9 protein-coding genes (1 of these 9 only partly in view) are annotated in these 14,733 nt (G+C 39.2%); 2 read left to right on the forward strand and 7 right to left on the reverse strand.

Going from position 1 to position 14,733, the window contains the following annotated elements; all coding sequences use genetic code 11:
* Positions 1-175 carry the 3' portion of a DUF4846 domain-containing protein gene (locus tag LEP1GSC190_RS12760; protein WP_036047528.1) on the forward strand. 644 nt of this gene lie to the left of the window's left edge, so 175 of the gene's 819 nt are visible here — the last part of the coding sequence; its start codon lies off the left edge, out of view; it ends in the stop codon at positions 173-175.
* Positions 176-675: 500 nt separating this feature from the next.
* Here the strand turns inward: LEP1GSC190_RS12760 and LEP1GSC190_RS12765 are convergent, their stop codons facing one another.
* On the reverse strand, positions 676-1,851 hold the full coding sequence (locus LEP1GSC190_RS12765; RefSeq protein ID WP_002745222.1) for a DUF1343 domain-containing protein: 1,176 nt from the start codon (positions 1,849-1,851) through the stop codon (positions 676-678).
* A gap of 127 nt (positions 1,852-1,978) precedes the next feature.
* Between LEP1GSC190_RS12765 and LEP1GSC190_RS12770 the strand changes: the two genes are divergently transcribed.
* Entirely contained in the window at positions 1,979-4,504 is a 2,526-nt protein-coding gene (locus LEP1GSC190_RS12770; RefSeq protein ID WP_002745167.1) for a cyclic nucleotide-binding domain-containing protein, read from the forward strand.
* Positions 4,505-4,674: 170 nt separating this feature from the next.
* Here LEP1GSC190_RS12770 and LEP1GSC190_RS12775 read toward each other — a convergent pair whose 3' ends face one another.
* The 6 genes from LEP1GSC190_RS12775 to LEP1GSC190_RS21165 form a co-directional block, all read right to left on the reverse strand.
* Positions 4,675-5,343, reverse strand: a complete 669-nt coding sequence (locus LEP1GSC190_RS12775) for a leucine-rich repeat domain-containing protein (protein ID WP_338034128.1) — start codon at positions 5,341-5,343, stop codon at positions 4,675-4,677.
* A 1,158-nt stretch (positions 5,344-6,501) separates the two neighbouring features.
* Positions 6,502-8,430: a hypothetical protein gene (locus LEP1GSC190_RS12780; RefSeq protein ID WP_002745207.1), complete on the reverse strand. Its 1,929-nt coding sequence runs from the start codon at positions 8,428-8,430 to the stop codon at positions 6,502-6,504.
* An 8-nt stretch (positions 8,431-8,438) separates the two neighbouring features.
* Positions 8,439-9,581 carry a VWA domain-containing protein gene (locus LEP1GSC190_RS12785; protein WP_002745264.1) on the reverse strand — a complete coding sequence of 381 codons (1,143 nt, stop codon included), beginning with the start codon at positions 9,579-9,581 and terminating at the stop codon, positions 8,439-8,441.
* Positions 9,582-9,807: 226 nt separating this feature from the next.
* Positions 9,808-12,099 carry a DUF5682 family protein gene (locus tag LEP1GSC190_RS12790; RefSeq protein WP_002745239.1) on the reverse strand — a complete coding sequence of 764 codons (2,292 nt, stop codon included), beginning with the start codon at positions 12,097-12,099 and terminating at the stop codon, positions 9,808-9,810.
* A 560-nt stretch (positions 12,100-12,659) separates the two neighbouring features.
* Positions 12,660-13,772 (reverse strand): ATP-binding protein, encoded by a 1,113-nt coding sequence (locus LEP1GSC190_RS12795; protein ID WP_002745126.1) that lies wholly within the window; start codon positions 13,770-13,772, stop codon positions 12,660-12,662.
* A gap of 456 nt (positions 13,773-14,228) precedes the next feature.
* Entirely contained in the window at positions 14,229-14,732 is a 504-nt protein-coding gene (locus LEP1GSC190_RS21165; RefSeq protein ID WP_002745226.1) for a TPR end-of-group domain-containing protein, read from the reverse strand.
* Position 14,733 lies beyond the last annotated feature (1 nt).

Below are 14,733 nucleotides of genomic sequence, written 5' to 3' on the forward strand. Positions count from 1 at the left end.
CCGAAATGGAGATAGATTTTTTTTAATCGGATTCAGCTTTATGCCCGCCCAGGAAATGCATATCGAAAAAGCCCCGGAAATATTTGGTTCTCACGGTTGGTTTACCTATTCCGGCTTTCTTTCTCATTTGAAAATTTCCTATCCCTATGGGAACTCCGTTTTGAGAAGATTCTAAATACAAAAATCAAACGGTAGAGATATATTTTTTCTAATTGTTAAGTTCTCGTCAAGGCTCCTATATTCCGAGATTTTTAAGGCAGTTCTTATTCTTTATACATCATTTGATTTTACGACCCTACCTTTCTAAAATAGAACGTAACGTCTCTCTAATAGCTACTAGCGGAACCTGTTAAGAAAAAATCTTCACCTGTCTTTTATATGCAGAATTAATAATACTCTATTATAATCTTTTCAGAATCATAGGTTATAAATTTTTAATATTGTCACTCTGTTCCAAAGCATTACTTTTATATACGTTTTCATATTTTAGGAAGTCAAATTTCTGCCAAAAACGCAAAGTTTGCAAAACACAAAACCTCAAAAGGTATTGAAATGGATTGAATACTTAGAAATTAGATTACATCTCAAAATGTTCTATTTTTCCTCGAAAGTCCGCCATAGATCAGTAAAAACCGTTTAATAAACCATAAGCAAGCTTTAGAACAAATTCCAATTTTAAATAAGTTTCATCGTCTTACATTTTTTCTTCCAAAGCAGTTCTTGTTCATTCAGATATTCAAATACAAAAGAATCCGAATATTTTCCACCCAGATAATCGAGCAAGAAACGATCTCCTACGAGTAATTCGATTGCAGGAAGATCCGATCTAAATTCGTACGCGCCTGACCTGTAAGCAAAGTCATTTGGATATTCTTCCCTCAACATTCGGATCAATTTTAAGGTGAAAAATAGGCTGTGAAACTTCTCCGGTTCTTTTAACAGGATTTGAAAACCTCCACAAATTTCGTCCTTATATTTATGAAAGGTAGGAATAAATTTCAAAGGCCTTAAAATCACGTTCCCTTTTTGAGATTGTTCTAGCGCCTTTCGGATGTGATCTTCCTGTTCGTCAATGTAAGGAGCTCCGAACGTTTCAAAAGGCCTCGTAGTTCCCCTTCCTTCGGAAAGATTGGTACCTTCCAAAAGACATTGCCCCGAATAAACATAACAAGTGGAGAAAAACGGAATATTCGGAGATGGTGGAATCCAAAGAAATTCGGAATCTTTTTTTTCGTACCACCCCTTGTTTACGATCCGGATTTTTACGTTTAAGGAAAATTCTTTTTGATAATAAGAAAGCAGCTTTCCCGGAGTCAAACCGTGACGATGTAAAACGCTTCTGACCCCGACAAAGGATTCGAATTCTTTTTGCAAAGGGGAACCTTCAACTTTTTTTCCCGCCGGATTAGGCGAATCGAAAACGACTACAGAAATTTCCGTTTTTCCAGAAGAATTCCACTTGTCGATCTCTTCCAAAAAATAATATGCAGTCGTTAGAAAGGTATAATAACGCGCGCCTGTATCTCTTATGTCTATGATAACTACGTCCAAACCGTCCAAAGAAACCGAATCGGGCACCAAACTGGATTCTTGATCTCCGTAGAGATTGATAAATTCCACTTTGTCCAGATTGTATTTCAAACTCGAACCGGAAACCTGGTCTTGAAGTTCCGCAAAAAGTCCGTGTTCTGGGAGAAATATTTTTTTCAGATCGTAACGCCTTCGAATGATTTGAAAGTGGTATTCCCCATTCGACCCGAAAGCGCTCTGATTTGTAATCATTCCGATTCTGGAAACACGAAGTAGCTTTTCTATTTGGTTCATTCTTCCGGTATGGTCTTTAGGAGGCATAAGGAGTCAAGTTGAACGAGAATCATGCTGAAAACTAAAAAAGTGAAATCCGGTTTTTTAACGTCTTCTCAAAAAAATTGTTTTCTCTATGGAGAAGAAATAGTTTCTTTTTCATTAAAACCTCGATATGACATTTGATCCTTCAGTTCCACAACAACAAGCCAAAGCCCCCGCGGGAACTTTATTATTTGCGGAAGGTTCTTCCGCAAACACTCTAAACGTGCTTCACGGTGGAACGGTTCGTTACCTGACCGAAGTGCCAGGAGGAAGAAAACTCGAACTTTTTAAACTAAACGGCGCCAACTTAACCCCCGGATCCGTAGCTCTTTTTACAAGCGGCAGATATCCTTTCCACATTCAAGCGGAAGAAGCCTGTGTGATTTCCACTTACACGATGAATCGAGACACAATCGGAAAAAGTGTGGGGTCACGTGTTTCTCTAGGACTAATGGTCGCACGAACCCTACTTCGAGAGATCACGGAACTTTTTAAAAAATCCAACCAGATCCGAAAGATCACTTCAGATATTGAAAAAATAAACGACAATCTTTCTATTCTCTACTACCAATTTAATCCGAGCGTATTTCCGGATATCAAACCCGGCTCTCCAATTCCGGAGGTTTCGGCTGACGTAGTAGACCCGGTCATGCGTCTTTGTCGGGAGAATTTGAAATTATTTTTTGACAATGGTGGACTTCTACCTGACAGACCGAGTCCTCAATTTTTGGAAGAGGAGCACGAATCTCAACTTACGAGATTGTATCCAGAGGAAATCGACTTTCAGGACGGAGAATTCAGTTTTATCCGGAAGCTCATTGTGCAGGATCCTAAAATCCTGAACGCGTTATTCACCGCCGATCCTTCTATGCTCCTCTATGTTTGTTCCAAGTTGGCTAACGTATTGGATCAAATTTCTGGAATCCTCAAGACTTGTCTCACCGATTTAGATGAAGCATTCCGTAGATTCTTCGTAGGAGAAAATAGCCTCGTAGAAAAATTCTATCTCATCTTAGACATCACCTTGTCGGGATATGGAACTGCTCCCGTGGAATACGTAGTACCCGTGTTAGGTGCAATTGCGGGAAAAATCGAAAAGTATAAAAACGGCCACCAAGCACTTTTTGGAATTCCAGTCGCCAACCTTTCTTTGAACACACAAGCCTTTCAATCCAAGGCGAGTTCGTTGATGAAAAAATTGGAAGAAACTTCTCCGAAAGTCCAAACGCCCACCACTTCGTCTGTCGCAGCAGGCGTGGATATCAATGCGATCCGTCAGGAACTTGATAATTCCGCATCGGTCATCATCCAATTCTCTGGTTTAGAAGCAGAAAAAGTAAAAGAATTTTCCGCCTTGATGGTTAAGGTGAAAAGTCTGAAAAATCCTCTCGATCCGGAAGGTGATAATAGGAAGATCAGAAGAACTCTTGGAAGACATTACTGGGATATGTATCAGGAATGTTTTGTGAAGTACATGAACTCCAATCGAAACGTTCCCAAAGCAGTCGAGCTGATGCTGAAATACGGCTATTTCGATGAGACGATGGTGGACGATTCTCAGATCGCCTTCATGTATACTCAAAAGGATTCTGTAAATCCCGCTTCAGATATTCCGATTTCACTTGGAACGGAATGGTTAGAAAAAGTCTATAAAAGAGAAGTTCCAACTTCCTTGGATGAGATGGGGCAGAACTTTTTCGAAAAGGTGAAACTGGAAAATAGAAACCTCCCTATCAAAAAAGAATCAGATATCCCGCCAGAATTGGACAATCCAGATACAAGACTCAAGTTCGAGTTCGCTTCTCTTTACGAAGCTAACGTTAGACTCACTTCAGGTAGTCCGGCGACCCACTTTCCAATTTTAACTAAGTTTCACAGTCAGATGGCGATTGATAAATCGTACGTTTCCAAAGAAATTTTACAGGAAGTGATCCACGAACTGATGGGGATCGATTATTCCGTTTTCCATCGGGAAGTCATATACAATAATAACGAATTAGGAATCACCAAAGAATTCATTCAAAAATGTGTGATTCCCGATTTTATCTTAGTCCCTTCGATCGGAACCAAAGTGATGATGTGGCAGGATCTGTCCATTCACAGAGGAGCCGGTTCCAAAGAAAGTCCGGGAAGAATCGTAATTCCTATTTTTGCTCAAGGGGATCTTAAGACGATGGTCGCGGACGCTCTTGCCGCATTTCGTTGGGAATTGACTAAATCCATTCTCGGCGCAGAATGGAACAACGTGGGAAATCCCTCGATCACTGCGGATTATACAGATTATATTCAATTCTTTAAAAAAAACAAAGATCTTTCGATGGAGATCAAAGAGAAGTTGGCTTCCGATTTTAAACGTTTCCGAAACGATCGGGATATATTTGCAAACGACTATCAACTCTGGATGAAATACGAAGCCGACGGGGTTCAAAGACTCAATAAAGTAGTTCGCGGAATTTTTTACAGACATATTCCATTCAGCAGACAAGTCCGGGATAAGGTGGCAAAAACTCCGGCTTTTGCCGAAATTCATAACCGATTCACCAACATTAGAAATCGAAAATATACCGAAATAGAAAACCGTTATAAGAAGTATCTCAACGCCTTGGGAAGCCTCCCCGATCCTCTGCGCGATAACTTGGAATTCTATCGCGTTTAAGTTTTAAGATAACACTCATTAAAGCAGCGTTATTCTTTTATCCGAGCGCGGGGCATTCCCAACTTAAAAACATAATAGAACTTGTCTCAAAAATGTCTTAAAATGTTCAACGGATACTTTAAACAAAGATAAAGTATTTTTGAGATAGATTCTATAATTTCGGAAAACAGCTATTTGTTCATTGTCGCAGCTTCCGGAAATTTCTGAGATTTAAGCTGTGCCATATATTTCTTATATTCAAACTCACACCATTGTTTGAGTTTATTGAATTCTTCACTTTCAAAATAGATTGTTGTAAGAGATTTCATGTTGGTAAGAAAATCAGGAACGTCTTTGATTCCGGTCTTTTTGAAATGTAATGTTTCCAAATCGGTTAATTTCTCTACGCTTTCCGGCAAGGACTCGATCAACGTACTTTCGACTCCCAAGACTTTTAAAGAAACCAGATTGTTGATCTTTTCCGGTAACATACGAATCGGATTTTCGCTTAACGTTAAATTTGTTAAACTCTTCAAATGCAAAATCGGTTCGGGAAAATCAGAAAAATTATTTTTCGATAAATTCAATTTCTTTAAGGAAGTCAGATTTTGAATCGAAGAAGGAAGAGAAGAAATCTGATTGTCGTGAATGTTGAGATATTGTAGAGAGGAAAGTTTTTCCAAGTTTTCCGACGACGATGTGATCCGATTCCATCGGACATCAAGAATCTTCAGATTCTTTAAGGAGAATACTGCTTCCGGGACGGTCGTAAGCTGATTAGAGTTAGAGTCGAGACTAAGATAGATCAATTGTTTTAAATTTCCGATACTTTCCGGAATCTCCGAAAAATTACATCCCAAAGAGAAGTAAGACTTTGAAAAGTGATTACCGCATCTGGAAAGCGTTCGAATTTAATTTGGAAAAAATCCAAAGCAATCTTCGCTTTGGATTCCTTTAGAGCCTGTCTTAAAAACCTCGGAATCTAGGAGTTAGACAAGAACTTAACAATTATAAAATATACTCGAAAGCTCCTAAACTACTAAAAGGACGTAATTTGTGAGAACTTCTATATTTTATTACGAACTTACTGAATGATTATAACTGATTTCTTTTAAGGTTTTTAAGACAGGTTCTTAATAACCCATTACTCTAAAATCACTAAAGCCACATTTCGGATTACTCATCAACGTTGTATGCTTAGTATTGTCTGCGGAAAATCGGATTCCAAGTGGATTGATTGTAGTGTATTCACTGTGATTCCGTTCGTGCAAGGATATTCGACGACTTCGATAATCCTTGAAGCAATAGCAGACCCGTAAACAGTTGATTCCCCTAAAACGACTTTCGTCTTTTTTCATTTTCATAGTAAGTAAAAACAAGACTGAGCATAGTAAAACGAATCACTATTTTTTATTTGTTTGATTCTTATTTTAAATATTTCGATTTCATTCCTGAAATAAAACACACACTTTGGTTTACGGTTTTTGAAATCACTTACAAAACTCACTTACTATCACCTATGGGATTTATATATTTGGTATTTTCTTGTTTATATTTTCTTTTATCGCTTCAATTCAAACATTTCCAATTTCGAAATATTTCGCTTAGACTTCTTTTCAAATTAATTTGCCCATCAGACTTACTACGATTTGCATTCGGTTAGAATCACGAACTTCACAACAGAGAAGACTCAAAGTTTTTCCTCTTAAAACAACACCCGCATCATGTAAGTTGAAAATATAATCAGTTATATTAAAAAAAACGAAAACATCCCGAAAGATTTTTTTTTGAAATAAAATTCACCTATAATTTTCGGTTACAACGTAGAGCGCCATTAAAGCTAATTTAATTTTTTGAATCAACACGGATCCAGTTTTTATTTTGAAGATTACATAAGGGACTCATTGACTTGAAATTTTATCCTAATTTTAGAGTGAGTTCGATAAACGAAAATAGGATATTCAAAAAATACTTTATTTTTTTAAAATGCCGATCATTTTAAGGTATTCTAACAAACTTCAACATTCCATATCGATTTCTATTTCCCGAGCAAGACAAATCAAAGCGGTCAAAGTGAAAATGGGGGAAACATAATTTACGTTCGTAGCTTGCATCGAATAGATCACGGATTTTAAAAGAGTTGAAATTCTTTTTAATCCTAACGTTTCGAATTTTTGTACAAGTTGCCTCCAATGATTTACATTGTAAGATTGTTCTATACCGACAAGATACACTTCGGAAATTATATATTTTAATTCATTAATATACTCTTTCAAAGGATCCATTTCTTGAGGAGGTCGATCTAAAATTTGAAAGTTGGAACCGCTCGATTCGGATTTTGGATCCAAGTAAGGTTGTAACATTTTACGACTTCCGTTTTGTTCGATCACGAGCGAGACCGGTCTTATCCGAAGTCGACCCGTCATAACGCTGGCCATTCCGCAGACGTAATGCAGTAAAGAATTGTCTAACGCGTGCTTTAGATTTTCCAATCCATCCGCCGCCTTTCCAAAATACGGAAGATAAACGTCCGCCACCGATCCATTCTTATCTATTACTTCCAAATGGAACCGTTGTAAAACAGTATCAAAGTAAAAGTTTTCGAATTGTTCGATTTTAAAAACGTAAAAATTTTCAGCCGCCCAACGAGGCCCCAAAGATCGAGGAGGTTTTTCAGAGATAATTCTTATCGTTTTATGGAAATCATCGGAAACAATCTTCGCGCTTAAAGAATCAAAGTAAAACGTTTGAGGATTCAAAATCGCTTTACTGCTAAATTGCAATCTTCCTGCCGCCGTTTTTTTGATCGAAGAACTGATTATGGAACTTTTTCCGAAATCTAAAAGTGAAACCCCTTTCATAATAGAAATATTCCCTATTACTTTCTTCTCGGAAGAGTTTTCTAAAAAACGTTCGTATAACAAGACTTCTTTGGACTTTGAATCCGCAAAGTAAGAACGAACCACAAGACCCTTTTTCAAAACTTGGATTTCCGAACCTAACCCAGCCAAACTTCGGGAGAGTAATTCCGAAGAATATACTTTCGTGTCTCCGCTGATTGCCAGAGAAGGAACCTCTCTCTGATTAGATTTCAACGCATCCGTACGGACAAACCATTCTCCTAAAAGATAAACGACTTGATCCGGGTCGAACAAGGAGTCGTGCGAAACATACTTCGAATACTCTTCTTGTAATTCGGACAAAATATCCGCAGGCCATACCAGTCCTTCTTCGATACAAGAGCGTTCCAACCAGGACAATCTGTCTTTAAAATATTCTCCGACTCCCTGTAATCCGAATAGGATAATTTCTTTGAAAATTTCATCTGCACGATTAGTTATTTGAGAGGAAATATCGGTTTCTTGAATGTTTGTAGAAACGAGTTTCTTTTCCTCATACGTTATCCGAAATGCAAAAACCGCGATCGCGATCGCTTGATCAGCTAAGGCTCCTTTACAATCCGCTCGAGCGTATCGAATATCGTTCGGCACGGGAAAGTGAACCGTTCCAATTCCGTGTATTTTAGCGAACGGGGAGTCCGTCCGATCCAATTCTACAACAACACCCGAATCAAAAATGGATTTGGCTTTAGCAAAAGAAGAAGCCGATACAAAAGATCGTAAACTTTCATCCGTTACGTTTCCCGGATTCCATGCAACGCCGGGTTTGTAATCGGCGATTCGTTTTTGATAAGCGACAACCGTACGGATGATATGTCTGCAAACTCCCGTCGAAAGACAGGTACAATCCGCTTCTTGAATTAAAACCGATCCAGGTAAAACGCAAACAACCGAATCTTCCCAAACAACTTCAATATTTCCGTCTTCGGTTTCTTTCCATTCGCCTTTGATTCCTGATTCTATATCTTTTAAGGCTCGATTTACCGTTCCTTTGCTCGTTAAAATTTCCAGTTCTTGCAAGGATAAAGAGAGAATGTCTTGGCGCATCGTTTTTATTACCTGATCTTTTCACTCACCCAATCCGCGAGTTCTCCGGGAGTCATCGCAGCGATTTCGGCGCCTACTTTTACGAGTTTCTCCGCAATTTCTCTCGCATATCTCGGATTTGCAATTTCGTCTAATGCGGCCAAGCCCAATACTTTAACTCCGCTTTCCACCAAACGAAGCGTAGTGGAAACGAGTTTGGAAAGCGGGCCTCCTTCTTCAAAATCGCTGATTAGAACAATCATTGTTCTGCGCGGGTTTATGATTTTTTCCTCCGCATACGAAAGCGCAAAACCGATATCCGTACCTCCGCCTAACTGAACTTTCATGAGAGTTTCCACCGGATCTAAGCAATAATCAGTTACGTCCACTACGTTCGTATCAAAAAGAATCAAACGGGTATTTATCGATTTGATTCCCCATAAGATGGAAGCTGTAACGGCCGAATGTATGACACTACCCAACATACTTCCCGATTGATCCACGAGAATGATCAATTGCCAGCGTTCCGCTACCGAACGATGAATCCTAGAATGAAACAAGGGCTTTTGCAGAATCAATCTTTTCGATGCAATATCATAATGTTTTAAATTGGCGCGTATGGTATTTTTTACGTCGAAGTTTTTATAAATTCTTAGGGAAGAACGTTGATTCCTATTCTTCACCCCTTGAAAAGGAGTTAAAATCGTAGTTTCCAATTTCTTCATCAATTCTTCTACAACCTTTCGTACGAGTTCGCGGGCGAGGTTTAACACTTCTAGGCTCATCAAATGTTGAGTTTGTAATACCGCTTTTAAAAGAGTTACGTTAGGCGAGGCTCGTTTTAAAAGTTCCGGACTGGTTACCATCTCTATTACTTGATAACGTTCCAATGCGTCTTTTTCGATTCTTTCGATCGTTTTTTTTGGGAAAAGTTCGTGTATTTCGTTGATCCATAAGGGAACGGTCAGATCGGAATCGTCCATTCCGGAGGATCGTACGTTACGCCCTTCTCCACCGTCACGATCCGTTCCGTATGCTCTTCCATAAAGGTATTCGATCGCCCGGTCCATTCTTTGTTGTTCTTCCGAAAACGTCTGGTTTCCTAAAGATTGTTCGGAACCGTTACCCAGGATGAGTTTCCATCGAATCAGTGCAGTAAAATCGTCTTTCATATATATAAATTATTTAATATTATACTTTTTTATTTTTATATAAGGAGAACTCGGATTTTATTCACGTTCATAAATCGAAGCGCCGTTTCATAAAACGACTTTTCCTTATACTGAAATTCAAATGCGCGCAAGACTCTGATCTCTTTTTTATACATCATGTTTTTCACTTATATTTTTTCTCTAAATTTTAGGCTTTTCATTGATAGAGCTTAAACAAGAATTTCTCCTAAGTAATTCGAGTTCCATATTTGGACGCGTTTTCAAATAGGATTCTCTCAAATTCAATCGCCCTGAGAACCGTTTTTAAATCCTCTTGATCGGTTAGTTCGTCCACGGGGGGGTTTATAATCTCGGATAAATTCCGACCTATTTGATGTTTTTCTCTCGGAGTGAAAAAAGTAAAAGCCATCCGAAGCGCAGGCAGGGCCTCTAAAAATTCTATATACGATAATTCTGATATTTTATTGTTTAAGGCGGTTAACAGGATTTTATCCCTTTGAACGGTTTCGCGAGCGATTAAAAAAAGTCCGGATAAAAAATCTCCCAATACAGAGGAATCGTAAAATGAATTTAACTGAATAAGAATCGCGTCCGCTAACGCTAAGTTCAATTTCCATTGAGCCCCGCAAACCGCGCCTCGAACGAAAGGATCAATTTCAGAATCGTCTCCGACCCTAAATAACACGTCTCTAATTTCCTCCAAAGACAACTCCAAAGACTCAGAACAATACTGATACGTTTGTACGATCGTCCGAATTCCTCGAGCTTGTTCCAGTCCTTGGGAGGAAGTTACTCCTAATCGATCCAAAAGGTTGAGACATCTCTGATACGTTTCCCGTAAAACCCCTTTTAAGCTTTCCCTGTTTTCTAATTTTAAAACTTCGTCGTATGCGTATAAGTAAACGATATGGTTCAAAGCACCGCACACTCTGATAAAATCGAACGCGTTCGGAATAATCTCGGAAAGTTGCTTCAATAAAAAGGTCGAACACCTTCCAATACCGGCTAACGCAGCGTCGATAAGACAAGAAGCCGCGATCTCGGGATCCGTTTCAAAACGGATACGCCAATTTAAAAATCCCGTAGCGGCTTCGGAAAGCGTTCCGCCGTATCGAGCAGCTTCGATACAGGAAGAATGGAACTCCTTATCTTGGATAATATTCCATTTTTCTTTTACGTCTCCAAGATCCTTTCGAGAGATCATATCGGTATTCTCCAAAAGAGAATAGCCGGCAATTCCTAAGAGGCGGAGACAATGGAGAACTTTACTCTGTTCCCTTTGTTCCGAATTCATCAGCCGAAGTTCGAGAATTTTCTTTTCCCGTTTTGCTAAAAGATTCATTTTTTTTAATGTAGTTTCGATGTCGGAAACAATTGGAGGAAGGGAGGTTCCTTCTGCTAAACAACCGATACAATCACCGCGCATCACTTCCGAAATGGAATCGAGTAAAGGATGTCCCGCGTCTCTTGCAATTTCATCCTTTACAAGCGTTGCACGAAGTCCGTCGATCAGATCTCTTCTCCAAATGTTTTTGTGGCCTCGTAGATCCGCTAAGGCCCTGCTCATAGTTTCGGAAGCGATCCGATCCGCAGAACTCGACCGTTCTCCTTTTTGGTGCAACATTTTCATGATCTTGTGAACAAATGGACGGTGATCGAACGATTCGTTTTTTCGAAAATTCTCCCAAACAAAATCGTAGAACCCCGGACTCGGCATACCGGAACGATAACCGCTCTCCGCACCCAATCTTGAATTCGAATACGGAGTCAAAGCGATTCCTCGATCATAGGAACTTTCTTTCCGATTTGCCCAAGAGAGTTCGTCCATCGAGGGAGGTTTAGAAATTCTTTCTTCAAGTGCGGATGAATGATAACCTCCAGTCACGACCAGGATCGAACCTTGGAACTCCGTTTGTGCAAGTCGTATTTGATGCGCCATAAAGGCTTCTCTTTGCAGAATCGTCTGTTTGGAATCTGCATCTTCCTTTCGGACATAATTACAGAAGAGAGAAGCGCGTTCTCGATATTCGTTTATTTGTGTTAGGTGATTTGTTTCAAAAAGTTCATCCCATAAATCGTCGAAATTGGAAACTCCCATTTTCTTGCAGAGATTACGGACGAATGCGTTGTTCCAAAAAGGTTCGTTGTCATACAACAGTATCGTTTCCGAAGTCTGTTTTTTTGAAAAATCTTCGATCGAACAAATATCTGCCCAAGGCAGATCGATAAAACGCGCTGGGATTTGTAAAGATCGAGCGGTTTTGAGAGCAATCCATTCGGGAGAATAATCGCAAAAAGGATAATATGCTCCTCTGGAAAATCCCTCCTCGTCTCTAACGAAACTATAAATTGCAATCGGCAATGTGTGAGGTAAAAATAACTCGTCCACCTTAGGATTAAAATCGTAAGGACCTTCGATTAAAATCGCAGAAGGCCGCAATTCGTTCGTGTATTTTTCAAGAGCGAGTGACGCAGCCACGCTATAATGTCTTACCGGAAAAAAGGAAACCGAATTCATATTAAATCGCTTCTTACAAGTAAAAATACGGAGTAACTAACAAACTTTAACATAATTTTAAAACGAATTACACTTCATTGCTTAACCGATTATCAGCTGTCCCAAAACCTAAGAATATAGGAACTCCAACAAAAACGTAACAACAATAGAGTCTATTTGAAAGCCAATAAATAGCCAATCTGTGGGAACTCCTTCATTTTGTGAAAAATTCGCGATGATATTTCCATCGAAGTTTTGGGACAAGTTCTATATTTTTCTAAAATGATTTTCTCTCAAAAGAAAGGGCCATAACTCCTTAAAATGCTCATTATAATTTGGTCCAACTCAATAAAGTAAAAAAGCGCTCAATTTGTCAAAAAACACAATCTGCGAGAATCTCCACAAGTTCACATTTTTGCCAAAAACCCAACCGGATTTTTAGAGATTCGGAAACAGATTTTATAATTTTTCGTAAAATCATTTTTTTAAATATTCAAATTTCATGTTTTATAAATTCCAAGACTTAATTCCTTAGCCGCTCCCAGAGCTAATATATTCTGTTTTTGAATTTTTTATAATAGTTAAGAATTCCGGTCCAAAAGTTTTCGCGACCGATAAAACTCGGACCAAGGGCGTTCGTTTCTGTATGCCGCTACTTGGTCAAAGTAATGTCTTATTTTTTTTAAATCTTCCACAGAATCCTTTACGCCGGAACCAAGCATGTTGGAAACGATATGACCCGCGTTAACTTTTCCTTCGTCGTAGTAATAAGCGTGTAAAACGGCTGAAAATCCAACGCTGACGGCTTCAGCGGTACTCAAGGTTGAACTCAAAGGCTCTAAAGCTTTTCCCGAAATCGTTTTAGAATTTCTTAATTCGTGAAAACAGGTCACAAGCACTTGAGTCAAATCTTCCGGAAGTTTTACCGGAACGTTTGCTTGTTTTAACAAACGTTCCATTTCTCGTTCTACTAACGCTTGTTCTTCTGAAATATTCGAAATCGGCACTACCGTTTCGAAATTAAATCTTCGCTTTAAAGCGGAACTCATCTCGTTGGTTCCTCTGTCGCGAGTGTTGGAAGTAGCAATAACATTAAATCCTTGTTTTGCAAAGAGTACGTTCTCTTCTCCGTTCAATTCCGGTATGTGTAAAACCCTATCGCTTAATATGGAGAGTAACGTATCTTGAACTTCTCCCGGACAACGGGAAAGTTCTTCAAAACGAACGATCTTACCGAACTTCATACCTTCGTAAATCGGCGCCGGAACTAAGGATTTTTCGGACGGTCCTTCCGAAAGCATCAGAGCATAATTCCAAGAATAACGGATCTGATCTTCCGTGGTCCCGGCGCTACCTTGGATCGTAAGAGAGGAATCTCCCGAAATCGCCGCCGCTAAAAGTTCGCTCAAATAACTTTTGGCGGTTCCGGGTTCTCCGATTAACATGAGTCCGCGATTGGTGGCCAGAGCAACGATACAACATTCGATGAAATTTCGTTCTCCTACAAACTTGGGAGAAATTTCGAAATTCATATCGCCTAACACGAAATCAATGACTGCCTGGGGAGAAAGGTTCCAACCAAAAGGTTTCGGTTTCGTTTCATCCCTTTTTTTAAGCCGGTCCAATTCCTCGGCGTATAGCTTTTCTGCGGGAGGTTTTTGAATTTCTAAAAGTGAATTCTGCTTTTCTTTCATTTTCTAAATTCTCAAATTGATTCGTTATTTTTTCTTTTGCAAAAGATCGATTTCATACTTCGTGTTCCTAGGCAATAAACGAGTAATCATTTTAATACATCTTAAAATTTAAATATATTTCATACACATTTGGCTTAAACGAATGTTTGTCCGTTTTTAGATGCGTGAGCAATCGAAGCGGGGTCAAGAAATTGATAAAACAGATCCTAAACCCATTCCAAATAAAATACAATTTCTTGACCACTATCTTTCGACCCATAGGGAGAAGGACTGAGTTACCGAGAGCGGAACTCTGCGCTTTGAAGCCAAGCGGCATTTGCAGAGGTACACCCTGATCGATTCGCTATCCGTACGTCTTATGTGCAAAAAATTGCATGCATATTTCCAAATATACCATTCCACTCGAAGCTTAAAAATGTATTTTAAAAATATAATGCACCCACTCTTTACACACTTTCAACATTTTGAATGGATCGCCTCCAAAAAGTCCGGATCCGTTTTGAAAGAAGCGAAATCGCTTTCCTCTAGGAATTCTTCCGGCTTCTTGCCTAATTGGATCGCTTTTCGAATCGCTTCCAACATAGGTTCCTTTTGACCGGTCAATGCAAAATAACGAGCCCGATTGAACGGAATCCTTGTGTTGATGTATCGGTCTCCAGTCATTCGGGAGGCGATGGAAAAAATTCCCTGGTCCTTTAATATGGCGGCTAACGCATACACTTCGGAGGCGAACTTCTCAGACTTACGGTCGTATATTTCGGAAATTTTTAGTTTTACTTCCCATTGGTTGAGTTTTAAAAAATCGGCCTCTTTTGTGGAAAACAGCCATTTGATCTTTGTCGCAGCTACCGGAAATTTACTTGATTTCAGTTTCATATATTCTTTATATTCGAACTCACACCATTGTTTGAGTTTATTGAATTCTTCACTTTCAAAAGTAATCTTCGCAAGAGATTTCATG

The sequence above is a fragment of the Leptospira mayottensis 200901116 genome (genome assembly GCF_000306675.2).
Classification (GTDB): Bacteria; Spirochaetota; Leptospiria; order Leptospirales; family Leptospiraceae; genus Leptospira; species Leptospira mayottensis.